This window comes from Paraperlucidibaca baekdonensis, from assembly GCF_003387535.1.
GTDB lineage: Bacteria > Pseudomonadota > Gammaproteobacteria > Pseudomonadales > Moraxellaceae > Perlucidibaca > Perlucidibaca baekdonensis.
On the sequence record NZ_QUNR01000001.1, the window covers coordinates 753407 to 769649 of the forward strand.

The window sequence follows — 16243 nt, forward strand, 5'->3', positions numbered from 1 at the left end:
TTATGCCTCGTGCTTGCGGCCTGAGAGTCGGCACCAGTCTTCATCGCGGGTGGCAAGGCCATCCATGGTAAACCATTGCTCATAAATTGAGCGTAGTTCATCGGTTTGTGAGCGGATGATGCCCGATAAGGCGATCTCACCGCCGGGCTTGCAATAGCCGGCGAGCAGCGGCGCGAGCTGGCCTAGGGGGCCGGCGAGGATGTTGGCAACCACCACATCAGCACCTTCGCCGCCATTGAAATCGGCAGGCATATCATCGGGCATAAACACGCGCAGGCGGTCCGCCACGCCGTTGCGCTCGGCATTGCTCTGCGTGGCGGTCAGCGCTTGCGGATCGAGGTCGACACACCAAGCCTCGCGCGCGCCGAGCAGCAGGGCCGCGACGGCCAAAATGCCGGAGCCGCAGCCATAATCGACCACGACTTTATCGCTGAGATCGAGGCTATCGAGCCACTCCATGCACAGTGCCGTGGTTTGGTGCGTGCCGGTGCCAAAGGCCAAGCCTGGATCAAGCAGCAGGTTGATGGCATCGGGGCGGGGCGGCGGTGTCCAGCTCGGCACCACCCACAGGCGCTCGCCAAAGCACATGGGGTGGTAGTTATCCATCCACGCGCGCTCCCAGTCTTTGTCTTCTAAGACCTCGATGCGGTGCTCGGGCAGGGCATGGCCAAGTTGGCGCTCAAGAAACTCCACCACGGCATCCATCTCGGAGTCGACGACAAACAACCCAGTGATTTTCGTGGCATCCCATAAGGGTTGCGCGCCGGGCGGTGGTTCGAGCAGCGGTTGATCGCCGGCATCTTGCATGAGCACGGCACTGGCGCCAGCGAGTTCGAGGAGCTCATCGAGTTGGTCAACAGCCGCTTTCGTTGTGCTGATGGTCAGTTGCAGCCAAGACATGATGTGCTCCAAAAAAACAGGACGCGCAGTGTAGTCGGGAAGCTGGCGATTTTATAGTCAAAAAGGGCCGCTTGGGCCCTTTTTTGTTGTCGCGCAGGCCGGTTTTACGTCAGGCCCAGCTTGTTTTCGAGGTGATGGATGTCGACGCCGCCAGCCAAAAAGCCAGGGTCTTGCAGGATGATGTCGCGATGCAACGTGATATTGCTGCGAATGCCATCAATGACGATTTCGTCGAGCGCATTTTGCAGACGCTTCAGTGCAATCTCGCGGCTTTCACCAAAAGCAATGAGTTTGCCAATCAGCGAATCATAGTGCGGTGGCACGCTGTAGCCGGAATATAAATGCGAGTCCATACGAATGCCGGGGCCGCCGGGTGCGTGGTAGTAGTTGACCTTGCCGGGGCAGGGCATAAAGGTTTTCGGGTCTTCGGCATTGATGCGGCTTTCCACGGCATGGCCGTGCAGGGATATTTGATCTTGCGTGACCGATAAGCCGAGACCGGCGGCGACGCGCAGTTGCTCTTTAATGATGTCGACGCCAGTGACCATCTCGGTTACCGGATGCTCAACCTGCACGCGCGTATTCATCTCAATGAAATAGAAGCGCTCGTTTTCGTAGAGAAACTCGAAGGTGCCGGCGCCGCGATATTTCATTTGTTCGCAAGCTTTGATGCAGGCGGCGTAGACGTCTTCGCGCAGCTTCATGGGAATGTGCGGGGCGGGGGCCTCCTCGACCACTTTTTGATGGCGGCGCTGCAAGGAGCAGTCGCGATCATACAGGTGGATGGCCTTGCCTTCGCCGTCGCCAATAACTTGGATTTCGACGTGGCGCGGGTGCACCAAAAACTTTTCCATATACACGGTGTCATCGCCAAAGGCCGCGCCGGCTTCTGAGCGCGTTACCGCTAGCGCACTTTTTACGTCGCTCATCTTGTGCACCACGCGCATGCCGCGACCACCGCCACCGGAGGCGGCTTTGATGATCACCGGCAGGCCGATTTTCTCGGCCATGGCTTCGGCATTTTCTTCACTGACGGCGCCATCGGAGCCGGGAACGGTGGGCACGCCGGCGGCTTTCATGGCGACAATGGCGGAGACTTTATTGCCCATCATGCGAATGGTTTCCGCGCGCGGGCCGATGAAAATAAAGCCTGACTTTTCCACGCATTCGGCAAAGTCGGCGTTTTCCGCCAAAAACCCATAGCCCGGATGAATGGCTTGCGAATCAGTGACTTCTGCCGCGGAAATGAGCGCCGGAATATTCAAGTAGGAGGCTTTGCTCGGCGCCGGACCAATGCACACGGCTTGGTCGGCTAAGCGCACATGCAGCAGGTCGCGATCGGCTTTTGAATAGACCGCTACGGTTTTAATGCCAAGTTCTTTGCAGGCGCGCAAAATGCGCAGCGCGATTTCGCCTCGATTGGCGATGACCACCTTGTCCAACATAGAGGTGATCTCCGCTTAAACGATGGTAAAGAGCGGCTGGTCAAACTCAACCGGCTGGCCATCTTCGATGAGAATGCTTTCCACCACGCCGGCTTTATCGGCTTGGATTTGGTTCATCATTTTCATCGCCTCAATGATGCACAGCACGTCGCCGGCTTGCACCGTGGCGCCAACTTCAACAAAGCGTGGCGAGGTCGGCGAGGGCGAGCGATAAAACGTACCGACCATTGGTGAGCGTTGCACAAAACCATGGGTAGCGGGCTCATCGGCAGCCGGTGCCGTGCCTTTTGATGCGTCAGCGGCGGCTGGCGCTGGCGCCGGTGCGGCATATGCAGCAGGCGCTGGCGCGGCGGCCGGCGGCAACGAGTAGCTCATGGCGGTGGGTGGGCGATTACGCGCAATGCGAACAGACTCTTCACCCTCGGTAATTTCCAGCTCATCAATGCCGGATTCTTCCACCAGCTCAATAAGCTTTTTAATCTTACGAATGTCCATATGTGTACTCCTAAAGTGTGGCAGGGCTCACGGAGCGCGGCCTGAAAGTTTTTATGTTGTCGTTACGGCCAAATGGCGTAACGCATAGTTCAGTGCGAGCTCGTAGCCTTGCGGCCCAAGCCCACAGATCACGCCAACGGCGCGATCCGAAAAGTATGATTGTTGACGAAAATGCTCACGGCTGTGGACATTGGAAATATGCACTTCAATAAATGGGACAGAGACCGCCAACAACGCATCACGCAACGCCACCGAGGTATGCGTAAACGCCGCTGGATTAATGATAATAAAATCAATGCCTTCTTGGGCGGCTTGATGAATGCGGTCGACTAAAACGCCTTCGTGATTGCTTTGCGTGGTGGCGAGTGTTGCCCCTGCTTGACTGGCTTGCTGCGTTAATCGGGCATCAATAGCCGCCAATGTTTCGGCGCCATAAATGCTGGGCTCGCGTTGACCGAGTAAATTCAGGTTGGGGCCATGCACAACTAAAATGGCGGGCATAAACGATATCCTAAAGTAAGTTCGGCTAACGTCGGCGAATGTCGCTGAACTGTCATGCACAAAGTATTCGCACAATACCGAATGCGTCGGCTTCCGGCAATCAATGGATGCGGTTTGCTGATCAATGGGCGGCGACTATGACTGAGCGGTCACTGAGTTTCAACACGACTATGGTTTGTTCACAGAGAAAATACAGTGACTGGCTAGACACTCGTCGCCGATGCACTTAATCTCGGACTCGATAAGAAGAGGTGGACGCGTAGAACGGCCAGTCACCCAGCCAACCTGCGCAATAAATCCATCAGTGTTTATGTTGCATCACACTTGAGGGGTCCGTTGCATGCGGAAAACCACATTATTTGGCGCTGTTTTTGGCGCTGCTGTTTTACTTTTTTCGCCATGGCTTATGGCTTCAACTAACTGGGATATGACCCCCGGTGTCACTGACATCAGTCAGCAAGTGCACGGCTTGCATCGCACTATTCTCTATATATGTATTGTCATTGGCCTGGGCGTTTTTGGCCTGATGTTTTGGTCTATTTTGCATCACCGCAAATCCAAAGGTGCGGTGGCCGCGAATTTTCACGAAAGCACCACTGTCGAGATTATTTGGACCGTTGTGCCATTCATCATCTTGATTGGTATGGCTATTCCGGCGACGAAAGTGCTGGTGGCCATGAGCGATACCAGCGAGTCGACCATGACCATTCGCGTCACCGGCTCGCAATGGAAATGGCACTACGAGTACCTCACCTACAACGAAGACAAAGACGTAGGCGTTAGCTTCTTATCAGCGTTATCTACGCCGCGCGAGCAATACGAGCGCCAGGGCAAGGGCTGGGACGCATCCAACATTCCTGACTTTGAAAAACACCCCAACTACTTAATTGAAGTCGATAAGCCACTGGTTATTCCAACAGGCCAAAAGGTTCGCTTCTTAATTACTTCAGATGACGTTATTCATGCGTGGTGGGTGCCTGATTTTGCGCTGAAACGTGATGCTGTGCCGGGCTTTATCAATGAAGTATGGGCGAATGTGCCGGTCGGCCAAGAAGGTATTTACCGTGGCCGTTGCGCCGAGCTGTGTGGCAAAGATCACGCCTTTATGCCCATTGTTGTGGAGGCTAAATCACCCGCTGACTTTAAAGTCTGGCTGGCCGATGCCAAGGTGCAAGCCATCGCTGATGCGAAAGCTGCTGCCGCTTCAGTCGATTACAAGTTCCCGTCATTGGCGGCCGCGATGACTGAAGGCGAGGGTGTATATGTGGCGCGTTGTGCTGCTTGCCACCAAGTCAATGGCGCTGGCTTACCGCCCATGTTCCCTGCCTTGAAAGGCAGCAAAATGGCCATCGAAAAAAGCGGGCTGCAAGATCACATCAATATTATTTTGCACGGCAAAAATGCCATGCCTGCGTGGAGCAGCCTGCTAACAGCGCGCGAAATGGCGGCAGTAACCACGTATGAGCGCAACGCCTGGGGTAATGACACCGGCGACCTCGTCCAGCCTTCGGAGTTTGCCAAATGAGCACCACAGCGACACACGCCGATCATCACGGCGAACATCATCAGCTCAAGCCGTTTTTGCTGCGCATGTTTACCACCACCAATCACAAAGATATTGGCACCATGTATTTGGTGTTTGCCTTCCTCATGCTGCTTTGTGGCGGCTTGGCGGCAATGGTTATTCGTGCCGAGTTAATGTACCCAGGCATGCAGCTGGTGCAGCCGGACTTCTTCAACCAAATGACCACGGTGCACGGCCTGCTCATGGTCTTTGGCGCCATCATGCCGGCCTTTACTGGCTTCGCGAACTGGATGGTGCCGATGATGATCGGCGCGCCCGACATGGCCTTGCCGCGTCTTAATAACTTCTCGTTTTGGTTGCTGCCATTCGCCTTTGCTATTTTGATTGGCTCGGTGATCATGTCGATTCTTGGCTATGGTGCCGCGCCCAACTTCGGTTGGACGTTCTATGCGCCGCTGTCGACTACGTATGGCCCGGCCAGCACCGACTTCTTTATTTTCTCTGTCCATCTCATGGGCATTTCGTCGATCCTTGGCGCCATCAACGTGGTGGTCACCATTTTCAACTTGCGTGCTCCCGGCATGACCATGATGAAAATGCCGCTATTTGTCTGGACCTGGCTCATTACAGCCTTCTTGCTGATCGCCGTGATGCCGGTCTTAGCCGGTGCGGTTACCATGATGCTCACCGATCGCCATTTTGGCACCAGCTTTTTCGATGCCGCTGGCGGTGGTGATCCGGTCATGTTCCAGCATATTTTCTGGTTCTTCGGGCACCCCGAGGTCTACATCATGATTCTGCCGTCGTTTGGCATTATCTCCGCGATTATTCCGGTCTTTGCGCGCAAGCCGCTGTTTGGCTACCCCTCCATGGTCTATGCCACCGCATCGATCGCGCTGCTGTCATTTGTGGTCTGGGCGCACCACATGTTCACCACCGGTCTGCCGCTGGCCGGGTCACTGTTTTACATGTACATGACCATGCTGATTTCCGTGCCCACGGGCGTGAAGGTCTTCAACTGGGTGGCCACTATGTGGCGCGGCTCGATGACCTTTGAAGTGCCCATGCTGTTCGCCTTGGCCTTTGTGGTGCTGTTTACCATCGGCGGCTTTTCGGGCCTCATGTTGGCCATCACCCCGGCAGACTATCAGTACCAAGACACCTACTTTGTGGTCGCGCATTTCCACTATGTGCTGGTGACCGGTTCGCTGTTTGCGATCTTCGCAGGGGCTTACTATTGGCTACCGAAATGGTCGGGTCATATGTTTAGTACATCGCTAGCTAAGCTGCATTTTTGGAGCTCATTGCTGTCGGTGAACTTGCTGTTCTTCCCCATGCATTTTGTTGGCCTCGCCGGCATGCCACGCCGTTATGCCGACTACTCCATGCAGTTTGCTGATTTGAACTTTTGGATCTCGATAGGTGGCTTCTGGTTTGGTGCTAGCCAGCTGTTCTTTATTGCCGTGTTGTTCACGTTGAAGCGCCAACCGAAGGCCAGCGCTAATCCCTGGGAAGCTGTTGATGGTTTGGAATGGACTGTGCCTAGCCCAGCGCCTTATCACACCTTCGAAACGCCACCCGTGATCAAGTAAGCGAGTGCCAAGATGACCATGCCCGCCAGCCAAAAACGTCAACTGCGCGTGTTATCACTCAGTGTGGTGGGCATGTTTGTGTTTGCTGTGTTTCTTATGCCGCCGCTATATGACGCTTTTTGTGAGCTCACCGGCCTCAATGGCAAAACCAATAATACCGCTGCCGCGGCGACCTCTGAGGTCGATCTTGAGCGCACCATTACGGTGGAGTTTTTGACGTCGGTAGATGCTGGTCTGCCGTGGCAGTTCACAGGTGAGCGCAATGCCATTGAGGTGCATCCCGGACAAATCAATACCGTCAACTTTGCGGTAGTCAATAACGCCGGTCAGGCCATCATTGGCCGCGCCATTCCGTCGGTATCGCCGGCGCAAGGCGCGAGTCATTTAAAGAAAACCGAATGCTTCTGTTTCCGTGAACAAACCTTGCAGGCAGGCCAAACGCTCGATATGCCGGTGGTGTTTTATATCGACCCTGACTTGCCGAAAAGTATTAAGACAATCACCTTGGCGTATCGATTTTATCGGCACCAAGAACCAAAAATCTAAACGCAACGCGCGCTAAAAATAACAACAGGAGCGTCACATGAGTGCATCACCGCAAGCGACTCCCGCCGGCGAAAAGCCCGCGCAATACTTTGTGCCAGCCAGCAGTCCGTGGCCTATATTCGGGTCGTTTATTTTATTTATTTTGGTGATCGGTGCCGGTAGTGTCATTCAGAGCATGAGCGGTTCGACGATTGCGCCCAACGAAGGCACGCTCAACGCCTTACTGCCGATTGGTCTGCTCGGCGTCTTTGTGCTGATGTATTTTTGGTTTCGCGACACCGTGCGTGAAAGCTTGGGTAATCAAAACTCATTGCAAATGGATCGCTCCTATCGCCAAGGCATGACCTGGTTCATCTTCTCCGAAGTGATGTTTTTTGCTGCCTTTTTTGGCGCGCTATTTTATGCGCGCGTGCTCAGCGTGCCGTGGTTGGGCGGCGAGGGTAAAGGGGTGATGACTCACGAGGTTTTGTGGCCGCAATTTCAGGCGCTATGGCCGCTGGTTTCCATGCCCAGTGGTGACACTACCACCGCCATGGGGCCATGGGGCCTGCCGTTTATTAACACCGTCATCCTGCTCGCGTCATCGGTGACATTGACCATTGCCCATCATGCGCTTCTGGTCGGCGATCGTGGTCGCCAAATCAGCTTCTTGGCGATCACCTCGCTGCTCGGCGTGATTTTCTTGGGCTGCCAAGTCTACGAGTATTACCACGCCTATAACGACCTGGGCCTGACCCTTGACTCTGGCATTTATGGTTCAACATTTTTCATGCTTACCGGTTTTCACGGCCTGCATGTGACCATCGGCACCATCATGCTAATAGTGATGACGCTGCGCTCGATGAAGGGCCATCTAACCGTTGATAATCATTTTGCCTTCGAGGCATCCGCTTGGTATTGGCACTTTGTCGACGTGGTCTGGTTGTTTTTGTTTGTCGTGGTGTATTGGCTCTAAGGCAATAAGTCGCGCCTCGTTGGAGACGCGGCTGACTTACAACGCGTGCGGTGTGATAACGCCCATGGCGCCAAGTACAAACAGCGCAGTGACAATAATAATCGACAAAATCACGCGCCGTTTTAGCGCTTCCATAAGTCGTTGCGGGTCACCTGTTTGGCCTCGTGATAACGCGCGTAACGCAGAGACCAGCTGCCACACCACTAAACCCAATGCCACGAGAAGAACAATTTTGGTCAGCATGCTTCTACCCCCTAATGTTAGTTGCCCAGTATACGAGGAGTTGTCCTCTTGTCTGTAGTGACAACATCGCCGGCGCCTTCTTGGCTGGCATGGCTGCTGTTGATCGCGGTGGCCTCAGCGTTACTGTCGCTGGCGTACTGGCAATATCAGCGCGCCGATGAAAAGGCAGCATTTATGGCCTTGCAGCGCGAGCGCGGCCAAACGGCTGAGCTCAGTTGGCTGCAGGCGGAGCAAGCGCCAGAGGTCATCGCGAATCGACCGATGGGATTGCGCGGTCGCTTTCTGCCTGAGTTCACCATTGCCCTAGATAATCAAATTCGTGCGGGTCGCGTTGGTATGGAGCTTTTGGTGCTATTTCAGCCCGAGGGTGCAGCGAATTTTGTGCTGGTCAATTTAGGCTGGGTGGTGAGCGATCGCAATGGCGGCTCAGCGCTACCAACAGCAGTTCCCAGCGATGGCGAAATCACCGGCGTGGTGCATCAGCCTTCGCGCTTCATCACCTTGGGTGGCCCTGAGCTGCATGATGGCGTTTGGCGCGTGGGGCGTGTGGAAACTGACTATTGGGCGAAGGCTTGGCAGCGTCCGCTCGTGCCATGGGTGCTGCGTTTAGATGCTACCGTGCCTGGCGGTTTTGCTCGCGACTGGGCGCCAACGCAGGCACAGCAAATTGGTCCTGATCGACATCGTGCCTATGCCTTTCAATGGTTGGCGTTAGCGCTGGCGTGGTGCGGGTGTTGGTTTGCATTTTGGCGTAAGGGGTTGGTGAAACAATGAGTACTCAGAATAAACCCACAGCACGTCGCAATCGCTGGTTGTTGCTGGGCTTTCTTGCCAGTTTTATTTTGCCCATCGTCATTGGCCAGATGGCCTACGATGGCGCCTGGTTCAGTGGTGGTCAAACCAATAAAGGTGATTTGCTCACGCCGCCTATGTCGCGCGATGGCTTAGCCTGGCAGCAGCATCATGACGAGGGGCCTGAGCTGTCATCGCGCTGGTGGGTTGTGTATGCCTTGCCGGCGCGTTGCGATGCCGCTTGCGAGCAAAGTCTGCAGGCTTTGCCGCGGCTGCACGAGAGCATTGGCCGTGAACGCGAGCGTCTCGGTATTTTGCTGGTGTTGGCGCCGGGCCAGACGGCGCCGCCCAGCTGGTTGCCCGAGACCCTGAGCGCTGCAGCCTTTGTACAGTGGGTGAGTGCGCCGGCAACGCCACAGGGCTCGGCAGCACTAGCCGATGACAGTTGGTATGTCATGGATCCGATGGGCTGGCTGATGTTGCGTTACGTGATCCCAGCAGACGAGGCGCCGGCTATTTTGCGCGCACAAGATTTGCTCGATGATCTGACGAAACTTTTAAAGGTATCTCGCATTGGTTAAGTCACGTTATCCGCGGCTTTATCGCGCCACACAGTTTGCCGTCGTACTGACGCTGGTGGTGATTATTTTGGGTGCCTGGACACGCTTGCGTGATGCCGGTTTGGGCTGCCCTGACTGGCCCATGTGCTATGGCCATCTCACGGTGCCATCGAGCCCTGAAAGCTTGGCGCGCGCCGAGCAGCTTTACCCTGGCCACGTTGTTGAGCCCGATAAAGCTTGGCCCGAGACGATTCATCGGTATTTTGCCGCTAGCATTGGTTTGGTGATTTTGCTGCTGGCCGCCGTGACCTGGCGCAAGCGCCGTCTGGCTGACATGCCGTGGCGTCATGCCGGCGCTTTGCTGGTGTTGGTGTGTGTGCAGGGCGCCTTCGGTGCGCTAACCGTCACCGAGAAGCTGTATCCGCCGGTGGTCACGCTGCATTTATTGTTTGGCTTTTCCACGCTCACCGGCCTGTTTTGGCTATTGCTGCGCATGCGGCGTGCCTTCGCGCCCACGGGTGATCGCTATGTGGTGCGGCTCAGGCCGTTATTAAGCCTGACAATCGTGGCTTTGGTCGTGCAAATCTTATTAGGCGGATGGACGGCATCAAACTACGCCGCCACGGTGTGTACCGAGCTGCCTATTTGTCAATCTGGGTGGCAGCAAGCGTGGTCACCGGCGGAGGCCTTTAGCCTATTTCATGCTGATGATCAGTCGTTCGAGTTCGCGCCACACTTAGGTGCGGCTGAAAAAATTACCATCCACGCCACACATCGCATTGGCGCGATGGTGGTGACCGGGCTTTTTGTGCTGCTTATTGCGCTGTTGCTCTTGCGTACGCAAGCGGGGCGTTATCGCGTCTTCGCCGTGATCTTGGCCGTAGGGTTGTTCGTGCAGATTGGCTTGGGTGTTACCAATGTTGTTGCCGGCTTGCCGCTCTGGAATGCGGTGGCGCATAACGTATGGGCAGCGCTATTGCTGCAAGTATTAGTGGCACTGGCCTATGCCATGCATCGCGAAAAACGCTTAGGAGGCTTTTCATGACAGCTCATATTTCCACCGTGACCATGAATCCAAGTTGGCGCGACTTTTGGGCGCTGACCAAGCCGCGTGTGGTGGCCATGCTCATGGTCACTGCCTTGGTGGGCATGGTCTTGGCGCCGCACGAATGGCTCGGTGTGTGGCAGTACACAGCGGCGATTGTTGGTCTATGGGCTGGCATGGCGTCGGCCGCAGTGATTAACCAGTGGGTCGATCAGCATTACGACGCCGTGATGGCGCGCACCCAAGGCCGGCCATTGGTGCAAGGAAAAGTCACCGCCGCGATGGCATTAGGTTGGGCAGGCTTGCTGGCGGCGGTGTCAATGATTCTGCTGAGCGTTTGGGTGAACCCGCTAACGGCTTGGCTGACAGCGCTAGGCATGGTCGGCTATGCCGGCATTTACACGCGCTATTTAAAGCGTGCCACGCCACAAAATATTGTCATTGGTGGGCTATCCGGTGCCTTGCCACCGCTGCTTGGCTGGGCCGCCGTGACCGGGCAAATGTCTGCCGAGGCGTGGCTGCTGGTGCTGCTGATTTTTGTCTGGACGCCGCCGCACTTTTGGGCGCTAGCCATTCATCGTCGCGATGAATATGCCGAGGCGGGCATTCCTATGCTGCCAGTGACGCATGGCATTGCGCTGACCAAAACGCTGGTTTGGTACTACACCATTTTATTGCTCGTGGTCAGCCTGTTGCCGTATTTGATTGGCATGATGGGGCCGGTGTATTTGCTCGCGGCCGTTGTCTTTGGCTTGGGCTTTATGCGCGAGGCTTGGAAGTTGCGTTTCCAGCCAACGGAAGGCCAGGCCATGAAAACCTTTGGCTTCTCGATTGTCTACTTGCTGGGCGTTTTTGGCGCGTTATTGCTCGATCGGGTGATCAGTGTGCTGCTGGCTTGACAAAGAAATCAACTTTGCTTATTGCCAAGCCGGTGCTTTCCGTGTCTAATCAGTTAGCCCGTGGGCATCGTCACCTCGTAACGCTATGTTTACCCATTTGCGCCAACGTTTGATGGCAGCACCACGGCCATCCGATACAGCGTTATTTGAGGTTGATTATGTCGCAACGTGAAGAAGGCACCGTGAAATGGTTCAACGATGCCAAAGGTTTTGGTTTTATTCAGCGTCAGGCCGGTGAGGACGTGTTTGTTCACTTCCGCGCTATCCGTGGCGATGGTCACCGCTCATTGCGCGATGGCCAAAAAGTTGAATTCAGCGTCGTGAAAGGTCAGAAGGGCTTCCAAGCCGAAGACGTCCTGCCGCTGGACTAAGACTGTTGTGAGAGCGGGCCTTCGGGCCCGTAATCATATCTAGCGCGGGTTTTTTATTCCCCGCCATTTTTAAATTTTTCGTTACCGCATCGGGAGCCGGGTTTTATTTCCTGACGTGCTCGGCTTTGGTATTGGTACCGTGTTGGCCCGATGCCCAACCGGGTGATAACCGCGTCGAGAGTACCCGTTATGCGTAGCAAGCAAACTATTGCACTGATCTATTCCATTTTAGGTTTAAGTTTCGCCCTCAATGGCCTGTTTATGCTGGCCCTGCCACACCTCTGGCTGACCTTTTTCCCCCTCGCTTTTGCTGAACCCTCTGCCAATGCTGAATTTGCTGTGCGTCTGCTCGGCACTGTAGATATTGGTTTAGCGCCGTTATTTTTCTGGTGTGCTCGCAACTTAAAGCGTTGCCGTACCGTGCGCCTGACTTTGACGATCATCACCACTGGTTCAGCGGCGGTCGCTATTATCAGCATGATCGCCGCCTCAGTGCCATTGCTCAACTTGGCGCCGTCGATTGTGTTGATGGCGTTGCCCGCGCTGGTTTTGCTGGCTCTTAGCTTCCCGGCGCGTACCATTCGCGTGAAAGGCCCGCGTGAGCAGGGTGAAGTGAAATGGTTTAACGCCAACAAAGGTTTCGGTTTTATCACCCGCGACATGGGCGACGATGTGTTCGTGCATTACCGCGCGATTCGCGGTGAGGGTCATCGCACTTTGCGTGAAGGTCAGCGTGTCGACTTTTATCTCAAGCGTGGTGATAAAGGTTTGCAGGCAGATGATGTGCAGATGATCTAAGCCATGACAGATGCCATTGCTGCCAATGACTCCGTCGAGTCGATTGACGTAGATGTTGAAACCGTGAGCGCGCCAGCCGCGCCCACATTGTTTCGAGACCTACCACTACCTAATGAGATTTTGCGCGCCGTTGACGATCTGGGCTTTTCGCAATGCACGCCAATTCAAGGCCGTGTGCTGCGCTTTACCCTAGCTGGCCACGATGCCATTGGTCGCGCGCAAACCGGCACAGGTAAAACCGCTGCGTTCTTGCTCACGGTCATTGCCGACTTCTTAAAAAATCCACCAAGTCCTGAGCGTTGCTTAGGTGAGCCCCGCGCCTTGGTGCTGGCGCCAACGCGCGAGCTTGCCCTGCAGATCGCGCGCGATGCCGAGGATTTAGGCAAGTACGCCAACTTGAGCGTGGTGACTTTAGTCGGCGGCATGGACTACGAGAAGCAGCGTCGCCAGCTCGATCGTGCGCCAGTCGATATTGTCGTGGCCACACCGGGTCGCCTCATCGACTTTGCCAACAAACAAGAGCTGTTTCTCGATCAAGTTGAACTCTTGGTTATAGACGAAGCCGACCGCATGCTCGACATGGGCTTTATTCCCGATGTGAAGCGCATTGTCCGCCTCACGCCACCGAAGTCTCACCGACAAACCTTGATGTTCTCAGCTACGTTCACGCGTGATGTCCTCAACCTTGCCAGTCAATGGACATTTTATCCGGTCACCGTGGAAATTGAACCTGAGTCCGTGGCCACGGAAACCGTTGAGCAAAAGGTTTATATCGTCACGGCCGATGAGAAAGTAGCACTGCTCTATAACCTCATCACCACGCAGTCACTTGAGCGTGTCATGGTGTTTGCTAACCGTCGCGATCAGACGCGTCGGCTGACCGATGTATTGAAGGCACATGATATTTCCTGCGCACTGCTATCGGGTGATGTGCCTCAGGAGAAGCGCGTCAAAACGCTCGAAAACTTCCGTGAAGGTAAAATCAAGGTGCTAGTTGCCACCGATGTGGCTGGTCGTGGCATTCACATCGATGGCGTTAGCCACGTGGTGAACTTCACGCTGCCTGAGCAGCCCGACGACTATGTGCACCGGATTGGCCGAACCGGTCGTGCCGGTGCCAGTGGCACCAGTATTAGTTTCGCTTGCGAAGACGATGGTCACCTGATTCCTGAGCTGGAGTCCGCCATTGGTCGTAAATTAGAGTGTCTTTATCCACCCGCCGAGCTGTTAGCAGCGGTGCCAAAAGTACACGTTGTGCATGGTGCATCCGGCGCCAAACCTGCTCCTCGTAAGCCGCGCCCAAGTGGTGCAGGCGCTTCACGTCCTGGCGCTCGCCGTCACTAAACCTCCCCGCTGCATCCGCTTTTTGTGCTGAATACGACCAAAGTCCTGATTCCTCAATCAGGGCAGGTCGTTACAGTCGGTACTAGGCATCTTTGCCTTTTCGTATCGGAGAAAACAAATGGCGAGTTCCAATAACTCTCAGGCGAAAGCCTATTGGCAAGCCAACCTAAGGCTCCTACTTAGTTTGCTTGTGGTGTGGTTCGTGGTGTCGTTTGGTTTTGGCATTTTGTTAGTGGATGCCCTCAACCAAATTAACCTCGGTGGTTTCAAACTGGGCTTCTGGTTCGCCCAGCAAGGCTCGATTTTTACTTTCGTGATTTTGATTTTTGTCTACGCGGCAAAAATGAATGCGCTCGATCGTAAATACGACGTTCACGAAGATTAATCGGAGCTCATTCATGGATACTCAAACCTGGATTTATTTAATGGTGGGCGGCTCGTTTGCGCTCTATTTCGGTATTGCGCTGTGGGCTCGTGCGGGCTCAACCAGCGAATACTATGTCGCTGGCGGCGGCATTCACCCCATCGCCAACGGCATGGCAACAGCCGCCGACTGGATGAGCGCCGCGTCGTTCATCTCCATGGCCGGCATCATCTCTTTCTCTGGCTATAGTGGCTCGGCCTACCTCATGGGCTGGACCGGCGGCTATGTGTTGATGGCGTTGCTGTTGGCGCCGTATCTGCGCAAGTTCGGTAAGTTCACCGTGCCTGAGTTCATTGGCGACCGCTTCTATTCGCGTACCGCGCGTATCGTTGCCGTGGTCTGCTTGCTGGTGATCTCGCTGACCTATGTGATCGGTCAGATGCGTGGTGCCGGTGTGGCGTTCTCGCGCTTCTTGGAAGTCGACATCGAAACCGGCCTCTACATTGGCATGGCGGTGGTGTTTAGCTACTCAGTGCTCGGCGGCATGAAAGGCATTACGTATACGCAGATCGCGCAGTATGTGGTGCTGATTTTTGCCTACACTGTGCCAGCGATTTTCATCTCCTTGCAGTTAACCGGTTGGGCGTTGCCACAAATCGGTTTGGGTGCGACTTTGCAAGGCAGTGACAACGTCTTCTTGCTGCAAGCCGTTGATAACATTGTTCAAGACCTCGGTTTTGCGCAATACACGGGCATGGGCTCTGCGACCACATTAAATGTGTTCTTGCTGACCATGTCGTTGATGATCGGTACCGCGGGTCTGCCTCACGTGATCGTGCGCTTCTTCACTGTGCCTAAAGTACGTGATGCGCGTCGTTCAGCCGGTTGGGCATTGATCTTTATCTCCATTCTTTACACTACAGCACCTGCTGTGGGCGCGATGGCCATCTATAACTTGGTGAAAACTATTCAGCCCGGTGAGATCGGTAGCCCAACAGGTAATATGGTCCTAGAAGAGCGTCCTGAGTGGATGAAAACCTGGGAGCGTACTGGTCTGCTGTCGTTTGACGACAAAAACGGCGATGGTCGTGTGCAGTACTACAACGAGAAAAACCCAGAGTTTGCTGCGAAAGCAGAAGCCATGGGCTGGAAAGGCAACGAAGTCACCATCGATAAAGACATCATGGTGTTAGCAAACCCAGAAATTGCCAAGCTACCCGGCTGGGTGATTGCCTTGGTGGCTGCTGGTGGTTTGGCGGCTGCGTTGTCGACGGCTGCAGGTCTGTTGCTGGCAATCTCCTCAGCTATTTCGCATGACTTGTTGAAAGGCATTTTTATGCCAAAAATCAGCGATAAAGCCGAGTTGCGCGCAAGCCGCATTAGCATGGTTGGTGCCATTGTTGTGGCTGGCTACTTGGGTCTGAACCCACCGGGCTTTGCGGCGGAGGTGGTGGCATTGGCCTTCGGCTTGGCGGCGGCGTCATTGTTCCCCGTGTTGATGATGGGTATTTTCAGCACACGCATGAACAAAGAGGGCGCCATTGCCGGTATGTTGGCTGGTCTGCTCAGCACCGTGATCTACATCTTCTTGTTTAAGGGCTGGTTCTTCGTGAAAGGCACGAACATGTTCCCTGACACATTAGATGGCTGGTTCTTCGGCATCTCACCATCGGGCTTTGGTGTGATCGGTGCGCTGATCAACTTCGCTGTGGCCTATGTGGTGTCCAGCGCGACATCGGCACCACCTGTGCACATTCAAGAGCTCGTTGAGAGTGTTCGTGTGCCACGTGGCTCCGGTACTGCCGTTGCTCACTAAGTAGTTCCTGCTGAGAAAAAGGCTGCCCTCGGGCAGCCTTTTTTATGGTCCA

General features: G+C 54.9%; 17 protein-coding genes and 1 pseudogene. 13 read left to right on the plus strand and 5 right to left on the minus strand.

Annotated elements, in window-relative coordinates:
* The 4 genes from prmA to aroQ form a co-directional block, all read right to left on the minus strand.
* Entirely contained in the window at nucleotides 1-900 is a 900-nt protein-coding gene (prmA, locus tag DFR26_RS03525) for a 50S ribosomal protein L11 methyltransferase (RefSeq protein ID WP_116207541.1), read from the minus strand.
* Between the two features lie 104 nt (nucleotides 901-1004).
* Complete coding sequence (accC, locus tag DFR26_RS03530; protein ID WP_116207542.1) at nucleotides 1005-2345, minus strand: acetyl-CoA carboxylase biotin carboxylase subunit; 1341 nt, start codon at nucleotides 2343-2345, stop codon at nucleotides 1005-1007.
* Between the two features lie 15 nt (nucleotides 2346-2360).
* Complete coding sequence (gene accB, locus DFR26_RS03535; RefSeq protein WP_116207543.1) at nucleotides 2361-2840, minus strand: acetyl-CoA carboxylase biotin carboxyl carrier protein; 480 nt, start codon at nucleotides 2838-2840, stop codon at nucleotides 2361-2363.
* 51 nt (nucleotides 2841-2891) lie between these two features.
* A complete protein-coding gene (gene aroQ / locus DFR26_RS03540; protein ID WP_116207544.1) occupies nucleotides 2892-3341 on the minus strand; it encodes a type II 3-dehydroquinate dehydratase in 450 nt (149 codons plus the stop codon).
* Nucleotides 3342-3681: 340 nt separating this feature from the next.
* On the opposite strand from aroQ, the gene coxB reads away from it, so the two are divergent.
* Genes coxB through DFR26_RS03560 form a run of 4 tightly spaced genes read left to right on the plus strand, consistent with a single transcriptional unit; the run spans nucleotide 3682 to nucleotide 7959 of the window.
* Entirely contained in the window at nucleotides 3682-4866 is a 1185-nt protein-coding gene (gene coxB / locus DFR26_RS03545; RefSeq protein WP_116207545.1) for a cytochrome c oxidase subunit II, read from the plus strand.
* The gene (gene ctaD / locus DFR26_RS03550) at nucleotides 4863-6458 is read left to right on the plus strand and encodes a cytochrome c oxidase subunit I (RefSeq protein WP_116207546.1); all 1596 of its coding nucleotides are present in this window, start codon (nucleotides 4863-4865) and stop codon (nucleotides 6456-6458) included. Before coxB ends, ctaD begins: the two co-directional genes overlap by 4 nt.
* A gap of 12 nt (nucleotides 6459-6470) precedes the next feature.
* Nucleotides 6471-7004, plus strand: a complete 534-nt coding sequence (locus tag DFR26_RS03555; RefSeq protein WP_116207547.1) for a cytochrome c oxidase assembly protein — start codon at nucleotides 6471-6473, stop codon at nucleotides 7002-7004.
* A 37-nt stretch (nucleotides 7005-7041) separates the two neighbouring features.
* Nucleotides 7042-7959 (plus strand): cytochrome c oxidase subunit 3, encoded by a 918-nt coding sequence (locus tag DFR26_RS03560; protein ID WP_116207548.1) that lies wholly within the window; start codon nucleotides 7042-7044, stop codon nucleotides 7957-7959.
* 36 nt (nucleotides 7960-7995) lie between these two features.
* Here DFR26_RS03560 and DFR26_RS03565 read toward each other — a convergent pair whose 3' ends face one another.
* Nucleotides 7996-8202 (minus strand): DUF2909 family protein, encoded by a 207-nt coding sequence (locus DFR26_RS03565; RefSeq protein WP_116207549.1) that lies wholly within the window; start codon nucleotides 8200-8202, stop codon nucleotides 7996-7998.
* 57 nt (nucleotides 8203-8259) lie between these two features.
* Here DFR26_RS03565 and DFR26_RS03570 point away from each other — a divergent pair, with 57 nt between their 5' ends.
* The 9 genes and pseudogenes from DFR26_RS03570 (at nucleotide 8260) to DFR26_RS03610 (ending at nucleotide 16191) form a co-directional block, all read left to right on the plus strand.
* Complete coding sequence (locus tag DFR26_RS03570) at nucleotides 8260-8976, plus strand: SURF1 family protein (RefSeq protein ID WP_245953003.1); 717 nt, start codon at nucleotides 8260-8262, stop codon at nucleotides 8974-8976.
* On the plus strand, nucleotides 8973-9575 hold the full coding sequence (locus DFR26_RS03575; RefSeq protein ID WP_116207551.1) for a hypothetical protein: 603 nt from the start codon (nucleotides 8973-8975) through the stop codon (nucleotides 9573-9575). Before DFR26_RS03570 ends, DFR26_RS03575 begins: the two co-directional genes overlap by 4 nt.
* Complete coding sequence (locus DFR26_RS03580) at nucleotides 9568-10599, plus strand: COX15/CtaA family protein (RefSeq protein ID WP_116207552.1); 1032 nt, start codon at nucleotides 9568-9570, stop codon at nucleotides 10597-10599. Before DFR26_RS03575 ends, DFR26_RS03580 begins: the two co-directional genes overlap by 8 nt.
* Nucleotides 10596-11498, plus strand: a complete 903-nt coding sequence (gene cyoE / locus DFR26_RS03585; RefSeq protein WP_116207553.1) for a heme o synthase — start codon at nucleotides 10596-10598, stop codon at nucleotides 11496-11498. The genes DFR26_RS03580 and cyoE overlap by 4 nt, the downstream gene beginning before the upstream one ends.
* A 158-nt stretch (nucleotides 11499-11656) precedes the next feature.
* The gene (locus tag DFR26_RS03590; RefSeq protein ID WP_116207554.1) at nucleotides 11657-11869 is read left to right on the plus strand and encodes a cold-shock protein; all 213 of its coding nucleotides are present in this window, start codon (nucleotides 11657-11659) and stop codon (nucleotides 11867-11869) included.
* A 585-nt stretch (nucleotides 11870-12454) separates the two neighbouring features.
* Nucleotides 12455-12667, plus strand: coding sequence for a cold-shock protein (locus tag DFR26_RS11025; protein ID WP_245953004.1), 213 nt, complete (start codon nucleotides 12455-12457; stop codon nucleotides 12665-12667).
* Between the two features lie 3 nt (nucleotides 12668-12670).
* Nucleotides 12671-13867: pseudogene (rhlB, locus tag DFR26_RS03600) on the plus strand (ATP-dependent RNA helicase RhlB); the annotation flags it as partial.
* Nucleotides 13868-14129: 262 nt separating this feature from the next.
* On the plus strand, nucleotides 14130-14396 hold the full coding sequence (locus DFR26_RS03605) for a DUF4212 domain-containing protein (RefSeq protein ID WP_116207556.1): 267 nt from the start codon (nucleotides 14130-14132) through the stop codon (nucleotides 14394-14396).
* Between the two features lie 13 nt (nucleotides 14397-14409).
* Nucleotides 14410-16191, plus strand: coding sequence for a sodium:solute symporter family protein (locus DFR26_RS03610; RefSeq protein ID WP_116207557.1), 1782 nt, complete (start codon nucleotides 14410-14412; stop codon nucleotides 16189-16191).
* Nucleotides 16192-16243 lie beyond the last annotated feature (52 nt).

Excerpts from the sequence above, each read along its gene's own strand:
- prmA (WP_116207541.1), bottom strand. The coding sequence starts at position 900 with ATGTCTTGGCTGCAACTGACCATCAGCACAACGAAAGCGGCTGTTGAC.
- accC (WP_116207542.1), bottom strand. The coding sequence starts at position 2,345 with ATGTTGGACAAGGTGGTCATCGCCAATCGAGGCGAAATCGCGCTGCGC.
- accB (WP_116207543.1), bottom strand. The coding sequence starts at position 2,840 with ATGGACATTCGTAAGATTAAAAAGCTTATTGAGCTGGTGGAAGAATCC.
- aroQ (WP_116207544.1), bottom strand. The coding sequence starts at position 3,341 with ATGCCCGCCATTTTAGTTGTGCATGGCCCCAACCTGAATTTACTCGGT.
- coxB (WP_116207545.1), top strand. The coding sequence starts at position 3,682 with ATGCGGAAAACCACATTATTTGGCGCTGTTTTTGGCGCTGCTGTTTTA.
- ctaD (WP_116207546.1), top strand. The coding sequence starts at position 4,863 with ATGAGCACCACAGCGACACACGCCGATCATCACGGCGAACATCATCAG.
- DFR26_RS03555 (WP_116207547.1), top strand. The coding sequence starts at position 6,471 with ATGACCATGCCCGCCAGCCAAAAACGTCAACTGCGCGTGTTATCACTC.
- DFR26_RS03560 (WP_116207548.1), top strand. The coding sequence starts at position 7,042 with ATGAGTGCATCACCGCAAGCGACTCCCGCCGGCGAAAAGCCCGCGCAA.
- DFR26_RS03565 (WP_116207549.1), bottom strand. The coding sequence starts at position 8,202 with ATGCTGACCAAAATTGTTCTTCTCGTGGCATTGGGTTTAGTGGTGTGG.
- DFR26_RS03575 (WP_116207551.1), top strand. The coding sequence starts at position 8,973 with ATGAGTACTCAGAATAAACCCACAGCACGTCGCAATCGCTGGTTGTTG.
- cyoE (WP_116207553.1), top strand. The coding sequence starts at position 10,596 with ATGACAGCTCATATTTCCACCGTGACCATGAATCCAAGTTGGCGCGAC.
- DFR26_RS03590 (WP_116207554.1), top strand. The coding sequence starts at position 11,657 with ATGTCGCAACGTGAAGAAGGCACCGTGAAATGGTTCAACGATGCCAAA.
- DFR26_RS03605 (WP_116207556.1), top strand. The coding sequence starts at position 14,130 with ATGGCGAGTTCCAATAACTCTCAGGCGAAAGCCTATTGGCAAGCCAAC.
- DFR26_RS03610 (WP_116207557.1), top strand. The coding sequence starts at position 14,410 with ATGGATACTCAAACCTGGATTTATTTAATGGTGGGCGGCTCGTTTGCG.